The 20,775-nt window shown below is 64.1% G+C and carries 17 protein-coding genes; 6 read left to right on the top strand and 11 right to left on the bottom strand.

The features are described 5' to 3' along the window. Positions 1-38: 38 nt before the first annotated feature. Entirely contained in the window at positions 39-2,279 is a 2,241-nt protein-coding gene (locus tag DH08_RS34900) for an AGE family epimerase/isomerase (RefSeq protein ID WP_192183727.1), read from the top strand. A gap of 72 nt (positions 2,280-2,351) precedes the next feature. On the opposite strand, the gene betB is transcribed toward DH08_RS34900, so the two are convergent. From betB to betI, 5 genes are read right to left on the bottom strand one after another with little or no spacing between them, the layout of a single operon-like run. Continuing rightward, positions 2,352-3,815 carry a betaine-aldehyde dehydrogenase gene (gene betB, locus DH08_RS34905; protein WP_192183728.1) on the bottom strand — a complete coding sequence of 488 codons (1,464 nt, stop codon included), beginning with the start codon at positions 3,813-3,815 and terminating at the stop codon, positions 2,352-2,354. A 50-nt stretch (positions 3,816-3,865) separates the two neighbouring features. Then, positions 3,866-5,518 (bottom strand): choline dehydrogenase, encoded by a 1,653-nt coding sequence (gene betA, locus DH08_RS34910; RefSeq protein WP_192183729.1) that lies wholly within the window; start codon positions 5,516-5,518, stop codon positions 3,866-3,868. Beyond that, the gene (locus DH08_RS34915; protein ID WP_192183730.1) at positions 5,511-6,512 is read right to left on the bottom strand and encodes a threonine/serine dehydratase family protein; all 1,002 of its coding nucleotides are present in this window, start codon (positions 6,510-6,512) and stop codon (positions 5,511-5,513) included. Before DH08_RS34915 ends, betA begins: the two co-directional genes overlap by 8 nt. Then, entirely contained in the window at positions 6,509-8,032 is a 1,524-nt protein-coding gene (gene betC, locus DH08_RS34920; protein ID WP_192183731.1) for a choline-sulfatase, read from the bottom strand. The genes DH08_RS34915 and betC overlap by 4 nt, the downstream gene beginning before the upstream one ends. After that, a complete protein-coding gene (gene betI, locus DH08_RS34925) occupies positions 8,029-8,619 on the bottom strand; it encodes a choline-binding transcriptional repressor BetI (protein ID WP_192183732.1) in 591 nt (196 codons plus the stop codon). The genes betC and betI overlap by 4 nt, the downstream gene beginning before the upstream one ends. 202 nt (positions 8,620-8,821) lie before the next feature. Between betI and DH08_RS34930 the strand changes: the two genes are divergently transcribed. Together DH08_RS34930 and DH08_RS34935 are read left to right on the top strand one after the other, a co-directional pair. Next, positions 8,822-9,988 (top strand): acetyl-CoA acetyltransferase, encoded by a 1,167-nt coding sequence (locus tag DH08_RS34930; RefSeq protein WP_192183733.1) that lies wholly within the window; start codon positions 8,822-8,824, stop codon positions 9,986-9,988. A gap of 28 nt (positions 9,989-10,016) precedes the next feature. After that, on the top strand, positions 10,017-11,021 hold the full coding sequence (locus DH08_RS34935) for an asparaginase (protein WP_192183734.1): 1,005 nt from the start codon (positions 10,017-10,019) through the stop codon (positions 11,019-11,021). On the opposite strand, the gene DH08_RS34940 is transcribed toward DH08_RS34935, so the two are convergent. Continuing rightward, positions 11,014-12,390, bottom strand: a complete 1,377-nt coding sequence (locus tag DH08_RS34940; protein WP_192183735.1) for a TIGR03808 family TAT-translocated repetitive protein — start codon at positions 12,388-12,390, stop codon at positions 11,014-11,016. The genes DH08_RS34935 and DH08_RS34940 overlap by 8 nt on opposite strands. A gap of 118 nt (positions 12,391-12,508) precedes the next feature. Between DH08_RS34940 and greA the strand changes: the two genes are divergently transcribed. Then, entirely contained in the window at positions 12,509-12,982 is a 474-nt protein-coding gene (gene greA, locus DH08_RS34945; RefSeq protein ID WP_192183736.1) for a transcription elongation factor GreA, read from the top strand. Here greA and DH08_RS34950 read toward each other — a convergent pair. The 4 genes from DH08_RS34950 to DH08_RS34965 form a co-directional block, all read right to left on the bottom strand. Continuing rightward, entirely contained in the window at positions 12,979-13,365 is a 387-nt protein-coding gene (locus DH08_RS34950) for a type II toxin-antitoxin system death-on-curing family toxin (RefSeq protein ID WP_192183737.1), read from the bottom strand. The genes greA and DH08_RS34950 overlap by 4 nt on opposite strands. Beyond that, positions 13,362-13,592 carry an AbrB/MazE/SpoVT family DNA-binding domain-containing protein gene (locus DH08_RS34955; protein ID WP_181062136.1) on the bottom strand — a complete coding sequence of 77 codons (231 nt, stop codon included), beginning with the start codon at positions 13,590-13,592 and terminating at the stop codon, positions 13,362-13,364. Before DH08_RS34955 ends, DH08_RS34950 begins: the two co-directional genes overlap by 4 nt. Before the next feature lie 70 nt (positions 13,593-13,662). Continuing rightward, positions 13,663-15,783, bottom strand: a complete 2,121-nt coding sequence (scpA, locus tag DH08_RS34960) for a methylmalonyl-CoA mutase (RefSeq protein WP_192183738.1) — start codon at positions 15,781-15,783, stop codon at positions 13,663-13,665. Beyond that, positions 15,780-17,222 (bottom strand): methylmalonyl-CoA mutase subunit beta, encoded by a 1,443-nt coding sequence (locus DH08_RS34965; RefSeq protein WP_192183739.1) that lies wholly within the window; start codon positions 17,220-17,222, stop codon positions 15,780-15,782. Before DH08_RS34965 ends, scpA begins: the two co-directional genes overlap by 4 nt. A 243-nt stretch (positions 17,223-17,465) precedes the next feature. Here DH08_RS34965 and DH08_RS34970 point away from each other — a divergent pair, with 243 nt between their 5' ends. Next, on the top strand, positions 17,466-19,013 hold the full coding sequence (locus tag DH08_RS34970; protein WP_192183740.1) for a helicase HerA-like C-terminal domain-containing protein: 1,548 nt from the start codon (positions 17,466-17,468) through the stop codon (positions 19,011-19,013). 51 nt (positions 19,014-19,064) lie between these two features. Here the strand turns inward: DH08_RS34970 and DH08_RS34975 are convergent, their stop codons facing one another. Continuing rightward, entirely contained in the window at positions 19,065-20,111 is a 1,047-nt protein-coding gene (locus DH08_RS34975) for a Kelch repeat-containing protein (protein ID WP_192183741.1), read from the bottom strand. Positions 20,112-20,378: 267 nt separating this feature from the next. Between DH08_RS34975 and DH08_RS34980 the strand changes: the two genes are divergently transcribed. Then, on the top strand, positions 20,379-20,744 hold the full coding sequence (locus DH08_RS34980) for a LysR family transcriptional regulator (RefSeq protein WP_246801223.1): 366 nt from the start codon (positions 20,379-20,381) through the stop codon (positions 20,742-20,744). The last annotated feature ends 31 nt before the right edge of the window (positions 20,745-20,775 follow it).

Raw genomic sequence — 20,775 nt, forward strand, 5'->3', positions numbered from 1 at the left:
AGTAAGCAGTCGGCCACAACCTTGAGCGCGAGACCTGAATGAGCGAGCGGATCGTCAGTTTTGTCATGAGCGGCGGCGTCGGGTCGCGGCTCTGGCCGCTGTCGCGCGAGGACAATCCGAAGCAGTTCCACGACCTTTCCGGCGATGGCTCGATGCTGGCCAAGACCTTGCGCCGGCTGACGGCAAGGCCAGATGGCGAGACGCCGATCTTCCTGATCGCCGCCGAGCGCCACGCCGAGCGTGTTCATGCCGATCTCGCCGGCCTCGATCTCGCCGGCGGCGGCCCGCTGTTCGAACCGACCGGCCGCAATACCGCCGCCGCTGTCGCGCTGGCTACGTTGCGCACGCTGTCGGAATTCGGCGACAGCATGGTGCTGGTGGTGCCGTCCGATCATGAGATTTCCACCACGCGGCAATTCTGGGAGAGCATCGAGGCGGGTGCCGCCGCGGCCAGTGACGGCCGGCTGGTGGTGTTCGGCATCAAGCCCGGCCAGCCCGAGACCGGCTACGGCTATGTCGAGGTATCGGGCGACAAGGCCGGCATCTGCGACGTGTCGCGCTTCGTCGAAAAGCCCGATCTCGCGACCGCGCAGAGTTATCTCGAGGCCGGAAACTTTTACTGGAACACCGGCATCTTCCTGTTTCGCGCCGGCGCCATGCGCGATGCGTTCGCGGCGTTTGAGCCAAGAATCTGGCAGGCGACAGAAACGGCCTACAAGGCGGCGACATCGGACCTCTCCGGCCTCTACATGCCGCTGGAACTCTACGCGGCCATTCCCTCGACCTCGATCGACTATGCCATTATGGAGCGGGCGACGGGCATCGCCATGGTGCCGGCCGGCTTTCGCTGGAACGACCTTGGCTCCTGGCAGTCGCTGCTCGATGTCGGTCCTTCCGACGGCCAGGGCAATGTCATCGTCGGCGATGTGGTCGCCATCGACTGCGAGAACTCCTACATCCGCAGCGACGGTCGGCTCCTGTCGGCCATCGGCATGAAGGACGTCGCCATCGTCTCGACCGCAGACGCCACCTTCGTCGCCCCGGTCAGCCACAGCCAGCACGTCAAGAAGATCGTCGAACAGTTGGAAAAGTCGGGCCGGCTGGAGACCCGCTTCACGCCGGCGCATGACCGGGTCATTGAAAGCGGCGCCTGGCGGCGGCGTGTTCGTCACTGGCTGTTCGAGGAGACCTTGCCGCTGTGGTCGACATCAGGTGTCGACGAGCGCCATGGCGGCTTCCACGAGGCGCTCGGCTTCGACGCCGCGCCGCTGCTAAAGCCGAAGCGCATGCGTACGCAGGCCAGGCAGGTCTATGCCTTCGCCGTCGCCAAGGCGCGCGGCTGGACCGGCCCGGCCGACCGACTGATCAGCCACGGCATCGACTTCATGGCCGGCAAGGGCCGCACCGACAGCGGCGGCTGGGTGCGCACTCTGAATGTCGACGGTTCGGTCGCGGATTCCGCCGAGGACGCCTACGATCATTCCTGCGTTCTGCTGGCACTGGCGCACGCCCATATGTCGGGCAATCCCGATGCCTTGCTGCTCGGCGAGGAGACCTTCGCCTTCCTCGATGCCCATCTCGAGGATGAGCGCATGACCGGCTTCCTGGAAACCTCGAGCGGCGAGGGCGAGCGACGCTCCAACCCGCATATGCATCTGCTCGAGGCCTTCCTCGCCTGGCATCAGGCGACCGGCGAGCGTGCGTATCTGCGCCGCGCTGCACGCATCATCGACCTTTTCCGCAGCCATTTCTTCGACCCGGAAAGCTGGACGCTGGGTGAATATTTCGACGCCGGCTGGAAGCCGGTGGCCGGCGAGAAGGGCGCCTGGACCGAACCTGGCCATCATTTCGAATGGGCCTCGCTGCTGGTCGATTTCGCCGACCGCAGCGGCCAGACCGAGCTGAGCGGCTTTGCCCGAAAACTCTATGCCTCGGCGATCGCCAATGGCCTCAACCGCGCCACCGGCCTCTCCTACGGCGCCGTCTCTAGGCAGGGCCTGCCGCTTGACCTTGTGTCGCGCAGCTGGCCGCAGGCCGAGGCGGTCAAGGCGGCGATCGCGCTGGATGGCGCAGGCGGGCCGGACCTGAAGCCCGAGATCGAGGCGCGCGTCGGCCGCCTGTTCCGCTGGCACATCGACCCGGCGCCGCTCGGTCTCTGGATCGACCGCATCGACGAGCGCGGCCGTTCGCTCGCATCAGACGTGCCGGCCAGCATTTTTTATCATCTGGTTTGCGCGCTGACGCAGTATCTGGATGGGACGGCGGAGAAGGGTAGCTGAGAGGTTGAAGCTGCCGACATCCCTCGCAAGGGGGAGATCGGCTGTCATGTTGGCTTTCGCCAATCGCCAACCTCAATATGGGCTCGCCACATCCCCAGTCTCGACATAAATCGCCTTCAGCTGCGAGTAATGCGCCAGCGCCGCCAGCGAATTCTCCCGCCCGATACCTGACTGCTTGAAGCCGCCGAAGGGGATTTCCACGGGTGTCAGATTGTAGGCGTTGATCCAGCAGGTGCCGGCCTGCAATTCGGCGATGACGCGATGGGCGCGCTGCAGGTCGCGCGTGAAGACGCCGGCGGCAAGCCCGAACTCGGTGTCGTTGGCGCGGTCGATCACCTCGTCCTCGCTGTCGAATTTGAGCACGCTCATGACAGGCCCGAAAATCTCATCGCGGGCGATGCGCATCGTGTCGGTGACGCCGGTGAACACAGTCGGCTCGACGAAGAAGCCGCCCTGGAAACCTTGCAGCGACGGCACGTTGCCGCCGCAGGCAAGCGTCGCTCCATCCTGCTTGCCGGCCTCGATGTACGAGATGACCTTTTCATGCTGCGCCTTGTTGACCAGCGGTCCCATCTGCGTTTCCGGGTCGAGCGGGTCGCCGATGCGGATCTTCTTGGTCCGTTCGACCAGCCGGTCGACAAAGCGGTCGTGGATGCCCTTCTGCACGAAGACGCGCGTGCCGTTGGAGCAGATCTGGCCGGTCGAATAGAAATTGCCGAGCATGGCGCCGCCGATGGCATTTTCGAGATCGGCGTCGTCGAAGACGATCAAGGGCGACTTGCCGCCGAGCTCCATGGTGGCGTGCTTCATCTTCGAGCCGGCGAGCGACAGCACCTTGCGGCCGGTCGGCACGGAGCCGGTCACCGAGACCTTGGCGACGACATCATGGCCGACGAGGCCGGCGCCGACATCGCCATAGCCCTGCACGACGTTGAACAGCCCGTCGGGCAGGCCGGCCTCGGTGTAGATCTCGGCCAGTGCCAGCGCCGACAGCGGTGTGTTCTCCGACGGCTTGAACACCATGGCGTTACCCATGGCGAGCGCCGGCGCAGACTTCCAGCCGGCGATCTGGATCGGGTAGTTCCAGGCGCCGATGCCGACGCAGACGCCGAGCGCCTCGCGCCTGGTGTAGGCGAAGGGTCCGCCGAGATCGATGGCCTCGCCATTGAAGGCGGCGACCGCGCCGCCGAAATATTCCAGGCAGTCGGCCGCCGACGGCGCGTCCGCCACCAGCGTCTCCTGGATCGCCTTGCCGGTATCTAAAGTCTCGATGCGGGCGAGATCGGCATTGCGTGCGCGCAGAATGTCGGCGGCGCGGCGCAGGATGCGTCCGCGCTCGACAGGCTTCAAACGTGCCCAGGCGGGCTGTGCCGCCCGCGCGGCCTCGATCGCCAGCTCCAGCACGTTGGGCGTCGCCGAATGCAATGTCGCGATCGTCTCGCCGGTGGCCGGATAGATGACCGGCAACGCAGCACCGCGCTCGTCGTCCAGGTAGCGGCCGTTGACATAGTGCGATGCCGTTGGCTGGGCGCGCATGGCTGTTCTCCAATTTTACATGCGGATCGTTCAGTCCGCCCGACAATGCTCTATCTGTCCGACACCTGCCAGCGCGGATTGATCCAGGGTTCCTGGTTGGACGGCGCCAGTGGCGTGCGGCCGAGGATGTGGTCGGCGGCCTTCTCGCCGGTCATGATCGACGGCGCATTGAGGTTGCCGTTGGTGACGCGCGGGAAGATCGAGGAATCGGCGACACGCAATCCCTCTACGCCGATGACGCGGCATTCCGGATCGACGACGCTCATTTGATCGTCGGCGCGGCCCATCTTGCAGGTGCCGCAAGGATGGTAGGCGCTCTCGGCGTGATCCCGGATGAAAGCGTCGAGATCTTCGTCCGATTGGACATGGCTGCCGGGCGAAATCTCCTTGCCGCGGAAGCCGTCAAAAGCCTGCTGGCCGAAGATCTCGCGCGTCAGCCGGATGCAGTGGCGGAACTCGGTCCAGTCGTCTGGATGCGACATGTAGTTGAAGCGGATCACCGGCTTCGATTTCGGGTCCGGCGAGCGCAGCGTCACCGAGCCGCGCGACTTCGAGCGCATCGGTCCGACATGCGCCTGGAAGCCGTGCGACTTCGCCGCCGCCTTGCCGTCATAGCGCACCGCCGCCGGGATGAAATGATACTGGATATCAGGATAGTCGACACCGGCCTGCGAGCGCACGAAGGCGGCCGCTTCGAAATGATTGGTCGCGCCGAGGCCGGTCTTGAAGAACAGCCACTGCGCGCCGATCAGCGCCTTCGAGAACGGATTGAGAACTGAGTTCAGCGTGATCGGCTTGGTCGATTCCTGCTGGATGTAGAGCTCCATATGATCCTGCAGGTTGCGGCCAACGCCAGACCTGTCGGCCACGACCTGTATACCGTTTTCCTGAAGATGCGCGCCCGGGCCGATGCCGGACAGCATCAGGATCTTGGGCGAATTGATCGAGGAAGCGGCGACGATCACTTCACGTCGCGCCTTAACGACCTGAATCTGTTTGTGAGCTTCGATCTCGACGCCGATGGCGCGCTGATTCTCGATGATCACCCGCCGGGCGAAACCCTTGAGCAGGCTAACATTTTTTCGCCTGAGCGCCGGCTTCAGATAGGCGCTTGCCGCCGACCAGCGGCGGCCGCCGCTTATCGTCTGCTCCATCGGCCCGAAGCCTTCCTGCTTGGCGCCGTTGTAGTCGTCGGTAAGCTCGAAACCGGCCTGACGGCCCGCCTCGACGAAGGCGCCGTAGAGCGGATTGCGTCGCGGCCCGCGCTGCACATGCAGCGGGCCGCTTTTGCCTCGCCAGCCGTCCTCGCCGCCATCCGAATCCTCCATCCGCTTGAAGTAGGGAAGCACGTCGGCGAAGCCCCAGCCGGTCGCGCCCTCTTCGGCCCAATGGTCGAAGTCGCGCGCATGGCCGCGCACATAGACCATGCCGTTGATCGAGGACGAGCCGCCGATGACCTTGCCGCGCGGCGTCGCCAGCACGCGGCCGCCGAGATGCGGTTCAGGCTCGCTGGCAAAACCCCAGTCGTAGAGGCTCATGTTGAGCGGGATCGACAGTGCCGACGGCATCTGGATCAGCGGCCCGAGATCGGTGCCGCCAAACTCGATGACGATCACCGAATGCTTGCCGTCTTCCGACAGCCGGTAGGCCATGGCCGAGCCGGCCGAGCCGGAGCCGATGATGACGAAATCTGCTTCAAGCATGGTTCATATGCGCCATGAAATCGGCGAGCGAGACATTGCCGCCGGTAGCCACCACAAGGACGGTTCTGTCCGCCACATCCACCTTGCCCCCAAGCAGCGCCGCGAGCGACGCAGCGCCCGACGGTTCGAGCACGAGCTTCATCCGCTCGAAGGCGATCCGCATTGCGTTGCGCACCGACGCGTCGTCGACGGTGATGCCGCGAACGCCAGCGGTCTTGACCGCCGCGAACGGCGCGTCACCCGGCCGCCGCGACATCAGCCCGTCGCAGATCGACTTCGGTCCGATCGGCATCGTCTCGATGGCGCCATGCGCCAGCGACGAGCCCATGCCGTTGAATCCCTCAGGCTCGACGCCGATGATTTCTGTCGCCGGCGACAGATAGTGGAAGGCGAGGGACACGCCGCCGATCAGTCCGCCGCCGCCGACCGAGCAGAACAGCAGATCGGCCTTCGCACCCTTGGCATCGAGTTGCTCGAGTGCTTCCAACCCGGCGCCTGCCTGGCCGGCGACGATTTCCGGATCGTCGAAAGGATGCAGCAGCGTGAGGTTCTCCGTCTCGGCGATCTCGCGCGCCTTGGCGGCGGCGACCTCTTCACGCGCCCGCTCACCATGGTCGGTCAGCACCACGCACGCGCCGTAGCCTGCCGTGGCGTCGCGCTTGGCGGCCGGCGCATCGATCGGCATGACGATGGTGACGGGAATACCGAGCGCCTGGCCGGCAGCCGCCAGCCCTTGCGCGAAATTGCCCGAGGAATAGGCGACAACGCCTTTGCTCGCTTCGTCAGGCGAAAGCCGCTTCAGCCGCCAATAGGCGCCGCGCACCTTGAAGGAACCGGCCCATTGCAGCGATTCCGGCTTGATGAAGACGCGGGCAGCACCCGTCTCGCGGGCAAGTGCGGCCGATTCCAGCAGCGGCGTGATCTGCGTCGCCTTCGAAGTAACAGCATAGGCCTGCTTGAGGTGATCGAGGGAGGGGACGAGAATTGTCATCATTCGCCTCGCGGATACCTTTTGCTCTCTTCGAGATTGTCGAGGTTCATGTGGTTGCGCATGTAGCGCTCCGAGGCCTTTTGCAGCGGCTGGAAATCCCAGGGGTAATAGGCGCCGTTGCGCAGCGCCGGATAGACGACCCAGCGGCGCGCCTGGCTTTCGCGCACGGCGGCGTCGAAATCGGCCATGTCCCAGCGTGCCCGGACCTTGCCCATGAAATCAGCCACCAATGCCGCACGTGCCGGGTCGTCGGCCAGATTGTCCCGCTCGAGCGGGTCGGATTCGAGATCGAACAATTGCGGTGGGTCGAGCTCGCAATGGACGAATTTGTATTGGCCGTCGCGGATCGCGACCAGTGGCGCATAGGAACCTTCGGCGGCATACTCGATCAACACAGGCGCGGTGCGCTGCCCGCCCTCGGTGAGCGGCAGCAGCGACTGGCCGTCGGTCCATGGCGCAATTGCGCCGATGTCGATGCCGGCGAGGTCGCAAAGCGTCGGCGTCACATCGAGATTGGAAACCGGCGCCTCGACCAGACCGGCCGGCACACCCTGGCCGGCTATCATCAGCGGCACCCGCACCGAGCCTTCGAAGAAGCTCATCTTGAACCACAGGCCGCGCTCGCCGAGCATGTCGCCATGGTCCGAGCAGAACAGGATGACGGTGTCGTCGAGCATGCGCGTGCGCTTGAGGACGTCCAGCAACTCGCCGAGCTTGTCGTCGACATAGGAGATGTTGGCGAAATAGCCGCGCCGCGAACGGCGCACCTGCTCGCGGGTAATGTCGAAGGTGGGGTAGTCGGAGGCATGATAGAGCCGCTGCGAATGCGCGTCCTGCTCGTCATGCGCGATGAACCCGGTTTCAGGGTCGAGCGCCTGGCAATGTTCGTAGAGATCCCAGTACTGCTTGCGCGCAACGTAAGGGTCGTGCGGGTGCGACAGCGAAACGGTGAGGCACCAGGGTCGATGGGTGGCATTATCCTGCTCGCGCGAGAGCTGGTAGAGCTTCTGCGTGGCCAGGAACACGACCTCGTCGTCATATTCCATCTGGTTGGTGGTCTCGGCGACGCCGGCGCCGGTCACTGAACCCATATTGTGATACCACCAGTCGATGCGCTCGCCGGGCTTGCGGTAATCCGGCGTCCAGCCGAAATCCGCTGGATAGATGTCGGTGGTCAGCCGCTCCTCGAAACCGTGCAACTGATCCGGTCCGACGAAATGCATCTTGCCGGACAGGCAGGTGTAGTAGCCGGCGGCACGCAGATGATGCGCGAAGGTCGGGATGGAAGACGCGAATTCGGCGGCATTGTCATAGACCCCGGTACGCGATGGCAATTGCCCGCTCATGAACGAGGCGCGGCCCGGCGCGCAGAGCGGCGAGGCCGTGTAGTTGTTGGCAAAGCGCGCCGAGCGGGCGGCAAGCGCCTTCAGATGCGGCACATGCAGGAAGTCGGCCGGTCCGTCCGGGAACAAGGTCCCGTTGAGCTGATCGACCATGACGATGAGGAAATTGGGTCGATTCACTGCGCGCTCCGGCCGCTGAGTTTCGTTTCGAGATAGTCCTCGACCAGTGCGATCGCCGTCGCGGCATCGGGCACGCCGTCCTTCAACGCGCGCCTGATGTAGAGCCCGTCGATCAGCGCCGCTGTCGCCTCCGCGACGCGGTCGGCTTCGGTGCGCGGCAGGATGCCGGTCAGCCCGCTCAACAGGTTGGAATGCAGCCGCCGCGCATAGACCTTGAGCAGCCGGCGAAGTGCGGCCGATTTCTGAGCCTCGACATAGAAGGCGAGCCAGGCGGCGATCGTTTCCGGCTGGAACTGGAGATCGGAGAAGTTGACCGCGACCACCGCCGAAACACGCTCGCGTGAGGTTTTGGCCGAACCCAGGGCGCGCAAAGTGTCGGCGGTCAGTTCGGCCAGTATGTGCCGCATGGTCGCCAGCAAAAGCTCGTCCTTGGCGCCGAAATAGTGATGGGCAAGTGCCGACGACACGCCGGCCCGACCGGCGATTTCTGACATGGTCACGTCAAGAGAGCCGCGCTCGCCGATCGCCGAGATCGTCGCGTCGATGAGCGCCTTGCGGCGCAATGGCTCCATTCCGACTTTCGGCATTCTTGTTCCCGGCTCTTACCGGCATGATTATTTTTTATTGACCCGTCAATCAACAAAAAATTGACAGAGCGTGTGCGCTGCACCAAGCGATTGTTCGGTTCCGGCCCTTCACGGATCGACAGAAATGGTTCATGCTTGAACAATGCTCAAACAGCGCGCCGTTGCCTTACGTGCTAGGCTGGCGCCGAGGATGGAGACCGCCATGACCGCATGCATCGTCGGCTGGGCGCATTCGCGCTTCGGCAAGCTCGAAGGCGAGACGCTGGAGGGCCTGATCGTAAAAGTGGCAACGGACGCGCTCGACCATGCCGGCATCGGCCCGGACGATGTCGACGAGATCGTGCTCGGCCATTTCAACGCCGGCTTTTCCGCCCAGGATTTCACCGCAAGCCTGGTGCTGCAGGCCGACGACCGGCTGCGCTTCAAGCCGGCGACCCGGGTCGAGAACGCCTGCGCCACCGGCTCGGCGGCGGTCCGGCAAGGCATTCGCGCCATCGACGCCAATGCCGCCCGCGTGGTGCTGGTGGTCGGCGCCGAGCAGATGACGACGACGCCCGGTCCCGAGATCGGCAAGAACCTGCTCAAGGCATCCTACCTGCCGGAGGACGGCGAGACGCCGGCCGGCTTCGCCGGCGTGTTCGGCAAGATCGCGCAGGCCTATTTCCAGCGCTATGGCGACCAGTCGGACGCACTCGCGATGATTGCCGCCAAGAACCACAAGAACGGCGTCGACAATCCCTATGCGCAGATGCGCAAGGATTTCGGCTTTGAGTTCTGCCGCCAGGAGAGCGAGAAGAACCCCTTCGTCGCCGGCCCACTGAAGCGCACCGACTGTTCGCTGGTTTCCGACGGTGCGGCCGCTCTTGTGCTGGCCGACACTTCGACGGCGCTCAAGATGCGCCGCGCGGTCGCCTTCCGCGCCAACGAGCATGTGCAGGATTTCCTGCCAATGTCGAAGCGCGACATCCTCGCCTTCGAAGGTTGTGAGCAGGCCTGGAACCAGGCGCTGAAAAAGGCCGGCGTGACCCTGGACGACCTCTCCTTCGTCGAGACGCATGACTGCTTCACCATCGCCGAGCTGATAGAATATGAGGCGATGGGTCTGGCCAAGCCGGGCGAGGGTGCGAAACTGGCCCTGGACGGCACGACGGCAAAGGACGGCCGGCTGCCGGTCAACCCTTCCGGTGGGCTTAAGGCCAAGGGCCATCCGATCGGTGCTACCGGCGTGTCGATGCATGTGTTGACCGCCATGCAGCTTGTCGGCGAGGCCGGCGGCATCCAGGTGCCGGGCGCCAAGCTCGGCGGCATTTTCAATATGGGCGGTGCCGCGGTCGCCAACTACGTTTCCATTCTCGACCGGATCAGGTAGAAGCGGCCCGCATTTCGCGGGTGATTTCATGACAAATCCGGTTCTGGTCGAGGTTTTGCGCGGCGCGGTGGTCGAGAGCGGCCATCGCGGTGCGGTCGCCGTGTTCGATGCCGACGGCAAGCCCGTCTGGGAACTCGGCGACACGGCGCGCCCGGTGTTTCCGCGCTCGGCGGTCAAGGCGATCCAGGCTCTGCCGCTGGTCGAAAGCGGTGCGGCCGATGCTTACGGATTCGGCGACCGGGAACTGGCGCTCGCCTGCGCCTCGCATTCCGGCCAGCCAGCACATGCCGAACTGGCCGACGCGATGCTTGCCAAGGCCGGCCTTGACCGGACCGCACTCGAATGCGGCGCGCACTGGCCGATGGATCATGACGCGACAGTGGCGCTGGCGCGCACCGGCGGCGTGCCGAATCCGCTGCATAACAACTGCTCCGGCAAGCATGCCGGCTTCCTCTGCACCTGCGTGCACACCGGCATTGCGCATCGCGGCTACGTCAAGGCGGGCCATGCCTTCCAGGCGTTGGTCCGCGACGCCATGCAGGCGGTGACGGGCGCCGCCCATGATGTCGATCATTGCGGCACAGACGGCTGCTCGATCCCGACCTATGCCGTGCCGCTGAAAAACTTTGCGCTGGGCTTTGCCCGCATGGCGACGGGTGCGGGCCTCGAACCTGTGCGCGCCAAGGCGGCGAAGCGGCTGTTTTCCGCCTGCATGGCCGAGCCTTTTCTCGTCGCCGGCACCGGCACGGCCGACGTCGCGTTGATGCAGGCCGCGCCCGGCCGCATTTTCGTCAAGACCGGCGCCGAAGGCGTCTACTGTGCGGCAGTTCCCGAACTGGGCCTGGGCATTGCGCTCAAATGCGACGACGGCGCCGGCCGTGCCGCCGAAGCCATGACCGCTGCCGTGCTGGCGAAGCTGCTGCGCGCCGATGAGGCGCTGACGGTAAAGCTGATCGAACAAGCCAATCCGGCGATCGAAAGCCGCATCGGCGCCAAGGTGGGTTCGCTCCGACCGACCGCGGCGCTCAGCTGACGTGGTTGCGCTCGACGGTCAGATGCGCATAGCCGGCATTGCCCAGTGAGGCGAGGTCACCCGTCGCCGGTTCCGCCCAGCGCTGGCCGATGATGGCGCCGTTTTTCGCGCCGTCGATGACGTTGTCCGAAATGACTGCCGTTCCGGCGCCTTCGACCACTGACACGACGATGCCGGTTCCGGCCTTGCGGATGATGTTTCCGGTCGCCACGACATTGCGCAGATACGACCCCCAGCCGATCTGCATACCGTAGAGCGGTGCGTTCTCGACGACATTGCCAGAGACGGTGGTGTCGGCCTCGACGCTGATGCCGACGCCGAAGCCGGGGGCATCGGCGGGGTAGGGGCCCGTCGTCGAGAGGTTACGCACGATGTTGTTCGAGCACACTCCCAGGCGGCCGCCTTCGTTGAAATTGACGATCGAGATGCCGTTGGCCGCGCCATCGATGATGTTGTTGCCGATGATCGCGCCTTCAAAGGAGAATTCGGAATAGAGCGCGGTTTCCCCGGACCGCGAGCAGGTGTTGCCGGTGACCTGCAGGTTGCTCGAACTGTTGGCGCGGATCGCCGAGAAGGCGCAGTCCGAGACGATGTTGCCCGAAATGGCGACATTGCCGGCGCGGAAGGTGTTGATGCCATTGCCGTTCTGGCCGGTGCCGCCGCTGCGCGCCTGGATGCGCTGGACGCGGTTGCCGGTGACGATGGTGCCGTCCTCCGCCTGCTGCCAGCGATGCACGAGGATACCGCCATTGCCGCAATCGGACACGGTGTTGCCCGATATCTCCAGGCCGCCGGCCTCGACCGAATAGATGCCGGCGTCCGCCGCGCCCGAAATGTCCGAACGCTCGATGCGGCCCATAGCGTGTTCCAGCGCGAGCCCGTTCTTGCCGCTGCCGGTGACCTGGCAATTGTCGATCACTAGGTGGGCGACGCGGCGCAGGTCGAGCAGCCCTTGCGCATAGTCGGCCATCCAGCGGTTGGCGCCGTCGAACACCAGCCCGCTGAGCTCGATATGCTCGGCCTGCTCGGCCATCATCAGATGGCCGTTGCCGCCATAGACGATCCGCGTTGCGCCCGGCACGCCGGAGAGCCTGACACGGGCTGGAAGCGTCAGATTCGACACGACATAGGTACCCGGCGGCAGGAACACCGGCATGTCGCGCTCGGTGGCGTCGCGCAGCAGTTTGGCAAAAGCCTTGCTCTGGTCGTCGACCGCGCCGGGCTGCACGCCAAGCTCGGTGGCATCGATCGAGCCGCGCATCGAGGCCTTTTCGATGCCAGGCAGGACTCTTGCCGAGGCCTTGCCCAGCGCAAGCCCGATGACCGCAAAGCCGGCGGTTCCCGTAAGAAGCGTACGTCTGTTCAACATCGGCACAGATTCCTGGCGTTTGCCGCTCACATCGCAGGAAACGTGCCAGGCCGGACCGACCTGGCCGGAACGCAGGCAATGGCTTGTGAAGTCACCGTTACACGCCTAAGTTTGGTTTATGAGCAGGGCCTTCACCCGCGAGGAAGACAGCGAAAACGCCATCGCCGGCATCGGCGAGCGGCCGGTCAGCCAACACCGCAACCTGGTGACGGAGCGTGGTCTCGCGCTGATCGACTCTGAATTGGCCGAATTGCGCGATGAACTGGCGAAGGCCGAGAAAAGGGCCGACCGCGAGCGCATCGCGCTGGTGTCGCGCGACCTGCGCTACTGGACCGCCAGGCGCGAAAGCGCCGAACTGTCCGTGCCGGAGCCGGGCAGCGACCTGGTTCGTTTCGGCATGGGCGTCACACTCGAAGGCGATGACGGCAGGAAGGTGCACTGGAAGATCGTCGGCGAAGATGAGGCCGACCCGGCCAAGGGTTCGATTTCCCATGTCTCGCCGATGGCCGTAGCGCTGTTCGGCAAGAAGGTCGGCGACGTGGCAAGCGTCAACGGCAAGGAATGGGAAATCGTCAAGCTCTCGGACAGCTAGTCTTCAAGCTTGGCGACATGATCGCGGAAGAACGCTGTCGCGCCGGCTTCATCGATTTCGCTGGCTGCGACCATCATAACCAACTGGATGATATCCGCCTGCTCAGCTTCTAAGCTCAATCCGTTGAAGTAGAGAAACAAGTCGGCTGCCGCAAAAGCCGTGCGTTTGTTGCCGTCAACGAACGGATGGTTCTTGGCGATGCCGAAAAGATAGGCGGCCGCCAATTCGCAAAGATCGGGCTCGCCGTAGGCCTCTTTCTGCTGCGGTCTGGCGAGCGCTGATTCCAGCATGCCTTCGTCGCGGATACCCGGCGCCCCGCCGTGAAGGCGTAACTGTTCTGCATGCATCGCTTCAACGAATTCCCGCGAATGATGCTCGATCATTTCGCCAGCGCGCGGTAGGCAACCTCGTATTTCTTCATCCGCTCACGCGCGATCTTCATCTTGCGCTCGAATTCCTCGGCAGAGTCCTCAAGGCGGCGCAGCCGGAGCTCCTCGCCCTCCCGAACGACAGCCACCTTATCGCCCGTCTTCAGATTCAGCTGCTCAAGAAGCTCTTTGGGCAGGATCAAGCCGTCGGAATTGCCGATCTTGCGAATGGTGGTGTTCATGTTGAAATGTCCTGTTTCAACATCGATTATAACGCAACACGCCGGATGTTACAACGGGAATTATAACAAGCTACCCCGCCAGCAGCCGATCCATCAGCCGGTCCGCCGCTTCCGGGATGACGGTACCCGGCGGGAAGATTTCCGCCGCACCCGCTTTGAGCACCGCATCGTAATCCTGCGGCGGGATGACGCCGCCGGCGACGATCAGCATGTCTGCGCGGCCGAGCTTCTTCAGCGCGCCCTTGAGTTCGGGAATGAGCGTCAGGTGGCCAGCCGCCAGCGACGAGGCGCCGATGATATGCACGTCATGCTGAACCGCGAGCCTGGCGATCTCTTCCGGCGTCTGGAACATCGGCCCGACCGTGACGTCGAAGCCGAGATCGGCGAAGGCGGTGGCGATGACCTTCTGGCCACGGTCATGACCGTCCTGGCCCATCTTGGCGACCAGGATACGCGGCTTGGCGCCCGATTTCGCCTCGAAGGCCGCGATTTTGTCCTGCAGCCGATCGACCACGGGATTGTCGCCGAGCGCGTTGCGATAGACGCCGGAGATCGTCTGCACCGACGCGACATGGCGGCCGAACACTTTTTCCAGCGCCAGCGAGATCTCGCCGACCGTGGCATTGACGCGCGCGGCGCGTATGGCGAATTCAAGCAGGTTTTCGCCGCTCTCCGCCGCGCGGGTGAGTGCATCCAGCGCGCTCTCGACCGCGCCGACATCGCGCGTGCCCTTCAGGCGTTGCAGCTTCGACAATTGCCGGGCCCGGACCTCGGCATTGTCGATCTTCAGTACATCGACCTCGATATCTTTCTCCGGGCGATGTGCGTTGACGCCGACCAGGGTCTGCTCGCCGGAGTCTATGCGCGCCTGGGTGCGGGCGGCGGCCTCCTCGATGCGCAGTTTTGGGATGCCTTTCTCGATCGCGGCGGCCATGCCGCCAAGGCTCTCGACCTCCTCGATATGGGCAAGCGCGCGCGCCGCCAGATCATGCGTCAGCCGTTCGACAAAGGCCGAGCCGCCCCACGGATCGACGATGCGCGTCGTGCCCGATTCCTTCTGCAGGATGAGCTGCGTGTTGCGGGCGATGCGCGCCGAATGGTCGGTCGGCAGCGCCATCGCCTCGTCGAAGGAGTTGGTGTGCAGCGACTGGGTATGGCCCTGCGTGGCCGCCATCGCCTCGACCATGGTGCGGGTGATGTTGTTGTAGGGGTCCTGCGCCGTCAGCGACCAGCCCGACGTCTGGCAATGGGTGCGCAGCGACAGCGATCGCTCGTCCTTCGGCGCAAAACTCTTCTTCATCAGGTTCGACCACAAAAGCCGCGCGGCCCTGAGCTTGGCGACCTCCATGAAGAAGTCCATGCCGACGGCCCAGAAGAAAGAAAGCCGTGGCGCGAAGCGGTCGATGTCGAGGCCGGCGGCGACGCCGGCACGGGCATACTCGATGCCGTCGGCAATCGTGTAGGCGAGCTCGAGGTCGGCGGTCGCTCCCGCCTCCTGCATGTGGTAGCCGGAGATCGAGATCGAATTGAACTTCGGCATATGCTGAGACGTGTAGGAGAAAATATCCGACACGATCCGCATCGAGGGTTTCGGCGGATAGATGTAGGTGTTGCGCACCATGAACTCTTTCAGAATGTCGTTCTGAATGGTTCCCGCGAGATCCTTCGGCGCAACGCCCTGTTCTTCCGCCGCCACTATGTAAAGCGCCATGATAGGCAGCACCGCGCCGTTCATGGTCATCGACACCGTCATTTCGTTGAGCGGTATGCCGTCGAACAGCTGGCGCATGTCGAGGATGGAATCGATGGCGACGCCCGCCATGCCGACATCGCCGGCAACGCGCGGATGGTCGCTGTCATAGCCGCGATGGGTGGCGAGGTCGAAAGCGACCGAAAGGCCTTTCTGGCCGGCGGCAAGATTGCGCCGATAGAAGGCGTTCGATTCCTCGGCGGTCGAGAAACCGGCATATTGCCGGATCGTCCACGGCTGCTGGACATACATGGTTGGGTAGGGGCCGCGCACGAAGGGTGGCAGGCCGGGATAGGTGTCGAGATGCGGGACACCTGTGAGGTCGCCCTGGCCGTAGAGATGCTTGACCGCAATGCCTTCCGGCGTCAGCCGTTGGCCCTTGACCTCGGCCGGCATGCGCCGTGGCGCCGACCAGCCGATCTGGCTGAAATCCGGGATCATGATCCGGCTCCGATCGACTGATCGATGCGGACCGGAAACAGCGGCTCACACACTGCCACGCCCTCGGTCAGGGCTGGCCGCCGCTCAGCCGGCAGCGTCTCGACCGGACGCTCGGTGCCGGACCGGAAAAGCGTCGTGCCGACGATCGCGCGTTCTCCCGATCGGTACTCGGCGTTGCGCTTAGCGGACGCGGTCTGGACGCGGTTCTGGATGTATCCCTGCTGCAGGCTGACCAGCACGCCACCCTCCGCCTCGATCCGCTGGAATTCCTCCCAGGCGGCCGCGCATAGATCGGCGGTCAGCGCTTCGACGGCGCCCGAACCGCTGGCCGGATCGGCGACATGGTCGACATGGCTTTCATTGGCCATGATCAGCTGCGTGTTGCGGGCGACGCGACGGGCAAAGCCGGCCGGCAGTCCATGCGCGATCGTATGCGGCAGGACGGAGATCGAATCGGCGCCCCCGGCGGCCGCGGCAAAACCGGCGATCGCAGTGCGCAATATGTTCGTCTCCGGGTCGGCCGCGGTCATCATGCGATAGGACGTCTCGGCATGGATGCTGGCTGTCGAGGCCGGGATCGAGCAGGCTTCCTGGATCCGTGCCCACAGCCGGCGCAAGGCGCGGACCTTGGCCATCGACAGGAACTGGTCCTGGTCGACGCTGAGCGCGAAGCCGATATGGGGTGCGGCATAGACCAGCGGCTGGCGCGCCTGCTCGAACATCCTGAGATAGGAGACCGCCGAAGCCAGCATCGTGCCGAGTTCTTGCGCCTCGGTGGCACCGGCATTGTGAAAGACGCGCCCGTCCGCCTCGAGCAGCACGCCCGGCACGCCCATCGAAAAGAAATGTGCCAGCGATTGCGGCATCGACGCCTGCAGGGCCTCGATCGACATGCGCAGCCGGCCGGTGCCGGCGAAGATCGCTGCTGGATCGATGCCGAAGGACAGGTTGAGCTTGGCCGGGTCGGAACGCCGCTTGCCGAGGAACGCCACCAGCCAGTCGGCCACGGCGCGGCTCCAGGGATGGGCATCGATGCGGATCTGGACGCGGTTGAGCGGCACGCCATCCAAAACCGTTTCCAGCGCTTCGGCCGTCCTCGGCAGGCCGTAGCCAAAAGCGTTCGGCGCGCCTTCGAAAACCAGGGACAGCCCGGTCGCGCCCTGTGCGACATCGTCCAGTGCCTGCGCCTTGGCGCGGCCGATATCCGGATCGTCGATGCGCTGGCTGACGATCCATGCCGATTTGGGGTTTGCCCGCACCAAGGGCTCGGCCGTGACCGAACGCTCGTAGAGCGGCTCGATGCGGATGCCGTCATCGGTGTGGGAAACGAGCTTTTCCTCGAAGGATCCGCCGGCAAGCGCCTTTTCCGCCAGGGCCAGCCAGCGCTGGCGCTCAACGTTCGGAAGGTCGACATCCATGGTCAAGGCGCCGGCGCCCATTGCATTCCCCGTTTTCTCGGCTGCATCAGCCGGGAGCCCAGTCTAAGGTCCCCGGTTGGATATCACAATGCGGCATCCGTTCCGCCGGTTCCCGGGGATAGCTAACCGATTGCCAAACATGCGCATAATCCGCAAGTTTCGAAAGGCCAATTTCAATGGTGGCCATTGCCGCTGCGCGATAGCGTTACTATACCCCGGATGAGCCTGACATTTTCGACGGATCAGTTTGCGGAGACCGGACATATGGCTGACGACAAGAGCATTTTCATCGGCGCCAGCCGCAAGCCCGACGACAGCTATCAGCGCGCCGAGCAGCTTCTGCTGCAATACGGCAATCGCCATGGCCTGATCACCGGTGCCACCGGTACCGGCAAGACGGTCAGCCTGCAAATCCTGGCCGAAGGCTTTTCCAATGCCGGTGTGCCGGTGTTCTGCGCCGATATCAAGGGCGACCTGTCCGGCATCGCCATGATGGGCACGGCGCAGGATTTCCTCGTCAAGCGGGCCGAGCAGATCAAGCTCGATCCCTACAACTTCCAGGAATTCCCGGTCATCTTCTGGGACCTGTTCGGCGAGCAGGGCCACCCGATCCGCGCCACCATCTCGGAAATGGGGCCGCTGCTCTTGTCGCGGCTGATGAACCTTTCCGAGGCGCAGGAGGGCATCATGAACATCGCCTTCCGCATCGCCGACGAGGACGGCCTGCTGCTGCTCGACCTGAAGGACCTGCAGGCGCTGCTTGCCAACATCGCCGAGCGCGCCGACGAGATCGGCTCGCGCTACGGCAATGTAACCAAGCCGTCGGTCGGTGCCATCCAGCGCACGCTTCTGGTGCTGGAGCAGCAGGGGGCGGCGAACTTCTTCGGCGAGCCGGCGCTGCACATCGCCGACATCATGCGCACCACACGCGACGGCCGCGGCGCCATCAGCGTGCTGGCCGCCGACAAGCTGATGATGAACCCCAGGCTCTACGCCACCTTCCTGCTCTGGCTGATGTCGGAACTGTTCGAGGAACTGCCCGAAGTCGGCGATCCCGAGAGGCCGAAGCTGGTCTTCTTCTTCGACGAGGCACATCTCCTGTTCGAAGACGCGCCGAAGGTGCTGGTCGACCGGGTCGAGCAGGTGGTCCGCCTGATCCGCTCGAAGGGCGTCGGTGTCTATTTCGTCACCCAGAACCCGCTTGATATTCCCGAAACCGTGCTCGCCCAGCTCGGCAACCGCGTCCAGCACGCGCTGCGCGCCTATACGCCGCGCGAGCAGAAAGCGGTCAGGACCGCCGCCGATACATTCCGGCCCAATCCCGACTTCGACTGCGCCACGGCGATCACCCAGCTCGGCACCGGCGAGGCGCTGGTCTCGACGCTGGAAACCAAGGGCGTGCCGTCCATGGTGCAACGGACGCTGGTCCGGCCACCATCGTCCCGGCTTGGCCCGATCACGCCGGACGAGCGCCGCCAGCTGATTGGCGAGAGCCCGGTCTCTGGCCAGTACGACCACACCGTCGATCGCGAATCGGCCTTCGAGATGCTGCAGAAGAAGGCCAAGGACGCGCAGGAGGCGGAAGAACAGGCGCAGCAGGCCGACAGCGGCCGCTCGCGCTGGACCATTCCCGGCTTCGGCAATGACGATCCCGCGCCGCAGTCAGGCGGCCGGCGCGCGCCGGCGCCACGGCCTTCCAACCGCCAGACCGTGGCGGAAGCCGCGATCAAATCGGTGGTGCGCTCGGTGGGGTCGTCGGTCGGGCGGGCGATCGTACGCGGGATTCTAGGGAGCCTCGCGAGGGGGCGGTGAACAGCATCGACCTAAAGCCCGCATATCGATCGGGATCGGCATTGAATTGAACTACTTGGGCACGGTGTAGAACTCGTGGGTGTTCATCTGAGCATTGATCCCAGGCATGCCGTCGGACTGGAAGGAGCCACCGGCGACATGGAACTCGTTGCCAATGAAACCGGCTACGAAGCCGTGGCGGGCAATCTGCATATGCGGTAGGGTCTGCCACGTGTCGGTTGCGGGATCGTAGGCCTCGAAGGCCCAGAATGTGCGCTTGCCCGCCGGGTCCTGGTATTCGCCACCCGTCACATAGATCTTTCCACCATAGGCACTGCCCGACACCCCGCCCCGCGGCGTGGGGGAACGGCCCTTGTAGGTCCAGGAATCGGATTTGGGATCGTACTCCTCGACCAGATCGGTGACGTCGCTCTTGGTCACGAAGGGCAGACCAATTCTACCGTCAATCGCATAAATTTTTCCACCGACAGCAGCGGCGAGAAAGTGATTGCGGCCGGTCTGCATGGGAGCCCGGCTTGTCCAAGTGTTGGATGCGGGGTCGTAGACCTCGACAGTCCTGCCGACGATGTTGGGAACGTCGGCCCAAAGGGGCTCCTTCATGTCACGGCCATGCTCATGGGCATGTGCGCCGCCGACGACGTAGATTTTTCCGTCGAGCACCACAGCCGCTGCCGCTCCGCGGGCAGTTGGCATAGGTGGAAGCCTGGACCAGCCGTCGGTCTTCGGATCGTAGACAAAAGCATCAGCGGTCGGTTGCCATTCTTTGGTGCCCGGCTCTCCGACGAAACCACCGAACACGTACACTTTGCCGTCGTAAGCTACAGTTGCAGTATGATGGGCCGGCTCAGGCATTGCCGCTCTCTTCGACCAGGCCTTCGTATTTTCGTCATACATCACGACCGTGCCGACGGGCATAACCTCCGGCACGTCGATGCCGCCAATGACGAACCACTGATTGCCAACCACAGCGCTGGAATTCTCGCTCTGAGGCTCAGGCATCGGCGTTCCCATCTGCCATGTGCGATCCTGGGCGAACGCTGGCGCAAGATTGAGTGCCTGACTTATCATCGCAGCGGAAACCAGCAATTTCGTCTTCATAGGAAGCTCCTTGGTTGCGGTTAGGCGCCGACCCGGAGTTGCCTGAACGCCTTCGTCTCGCAACAGGAGGTAACTGAACGTATGAACAGGTAGAATTATCGATTACGGAATGGGCTCTTTGGGCCCGCCAAACAATGTGATGCTCAACCTTGCTATTCCGAAGCGGCCTTGGCAGAGCTTCGGCCGCGACGCCGCGCCGGTCAGGAACTTGAAGTTTGAGCACTTACCGAACCGTCAATCGACGGCAGGCCCCAGCGAGGAGGACAAATGCACAAGCCAGAACTGCGGGAGCTCATCGCCTTCGCGGAGGCCGCTCGGCAATTGAACTTTACCAGGGCCGCCGCCGCACTGGGGGTGTCGCTACCCAGCTTCAGCCAAACCCTGAGGGGTCTGGAAGAGAAGCTCGGCGTGAGACTGCTCACACGAACCACCCGTAGCGTGTCGCTGACCGCGGCGGGCGAAGAGCTTCTTACCAACATAGGCCCGATATTGAGCGGACTGGACAGTGTCCTCGACGGATTGAACAAGTTCCGTAGCGCTACGGGCGGGAAACTGAGAATTCTGGGTTCACGGACGGCAACAACTGTCCTGATAGCCCCGGCGGGTTCAACCGGTCAACGCAACACCTTCTAATCTGTGAGGATGAGGAGGTGGCATATGGTGA

Source organism: Mesorhizobium amorphae (genome assembly GCF_014843845.1).
GTDB classification, from domain to species: Bacteria; Pseudomonadota; Alphaproteobacteria; order Rhizobiales; family Rhizobiaceae; genus Mesorhizobium; species Mesorhizobium amorphae_A.

What these genes read in the sequence shown, in the direction of transcription:
- DH08_RS34900 (WP_192183727.1), top strand. Translation starts at nt 39, where the DNA reads ATGAGCGAGCGGATCGTCAGTTTTGTCATGAGCGGCGGCGTCGGGTCG.
- betB (WP_192183728.1), bottom strand. Translation starts at nt 3,815, where the DNA reads ATGCGCGCCCAGCCAACGGCATCGCACTATGTCAACGGCCGCTACCTG.
- betA (WP_192183729.1), bottom strand. Translation starts at nt 5,518, where the DNA reads ATGCTTGAAGCAGATTTCGTCATCATCGGCTCCGGCTCGGCCGGCTCG.
- DH08_RS34915 (WP_192183730.1), bottom strand. Translation starts at nt 6,512, where the DNA reads ATGATGACAATTCTCGTCCCCTCCCTCGATCACCTCAAGCAGGCCTAT.
- betI (WP_192183732.1), bottom strand. Translation starts at nt 8,619, where the DNA reads ATGCCGAAAGTCGGAATGGAGCCATTGCGCCGCAAGGCGCTCATCGAC.
- DH08_RS34930 (WP_192183733.1), top strand. Translation starts at nt 8,822, where the DNA reads ATGACCGCATGCATCGTCGGCTGGGCGCATTCGCGCTTCGGCAAGCTC.
- DH08_RS34935 (WP_192183734.1), top strand. Translation starts at nt 10,017, where the DNA reads ATGACAAATCCGGTTCTGGTCGAGGTTTTGCGCGGCGCGGTGGTCGAG.
- DH08_RS34940 (WP_192183735.1), bottom strand. Translation starts at nt 12,390, where the DNA reads ATGTTGAACAGACGTACGCTTCTTACGGGAACCGCCGGCTTTGCGGTC.
- greA (WP_192183736.1), top strand. Translation starts at nt 12,509, where the DNA reads ATGAGCAGGGCCTTCACCCGCGAGGAAGACAGCGAAAACGCCATCGCC.
- DH08_RS34950 (WP_192183737.1), bottom strand. Translation starts at nt 13,365, where the DNA reads ATGATCGAGCATCATTCGCGGGAATTCGTTGAAGCGATGCATGCAGAA.
- DH08_RS34955 (WP_181062136.1), bottom strand. Translation starts at nt 13,592, where the DNA reads ATGAACACCACCATTCGCAAGATCGGCAATTCCGACGGCTTGATCCTG.
- scpA (WP_192183738.1), bottom strand. Translation starts at nt 15,783, where the DNA reads ATGATCCCGGATTTCAGCCAGATCGGCTGGTCGGCGCCACGGCGCATG.
- DH08_RS34965 (WP_192183739.1), bottom strand. Translation starts at nt 17,222, where the DNA reads ATGGGCGCCGGCGCCTTGACCATGGATGTCGACCTTCCGAACGTTGAG.
- DH08_RS34970 (WP_192183740.1), top strand. Translation starts at nt 17,466, where the DNA reads ATGGCTGACGACAAGAGCATTTTCATCGGCGCCAGCCGCAAGCCCGAC.
- DH08_RS34975 (WP_192183741.1), bottom strand. Translation starts at nt 20,111, where the DNA reads ATGAAGACGAAATTGCTGGTTTCCGCTGCGATGATAAGTCAGGCACTC.
- DH08_RS34980 (WP_246801223.1), top strand. Translation starts at nt 20,379, where the DNA reads ATGCACAAGCCAGAACTGCGGGAGCTCATCGCCTTCGCGGAGGCCGCT.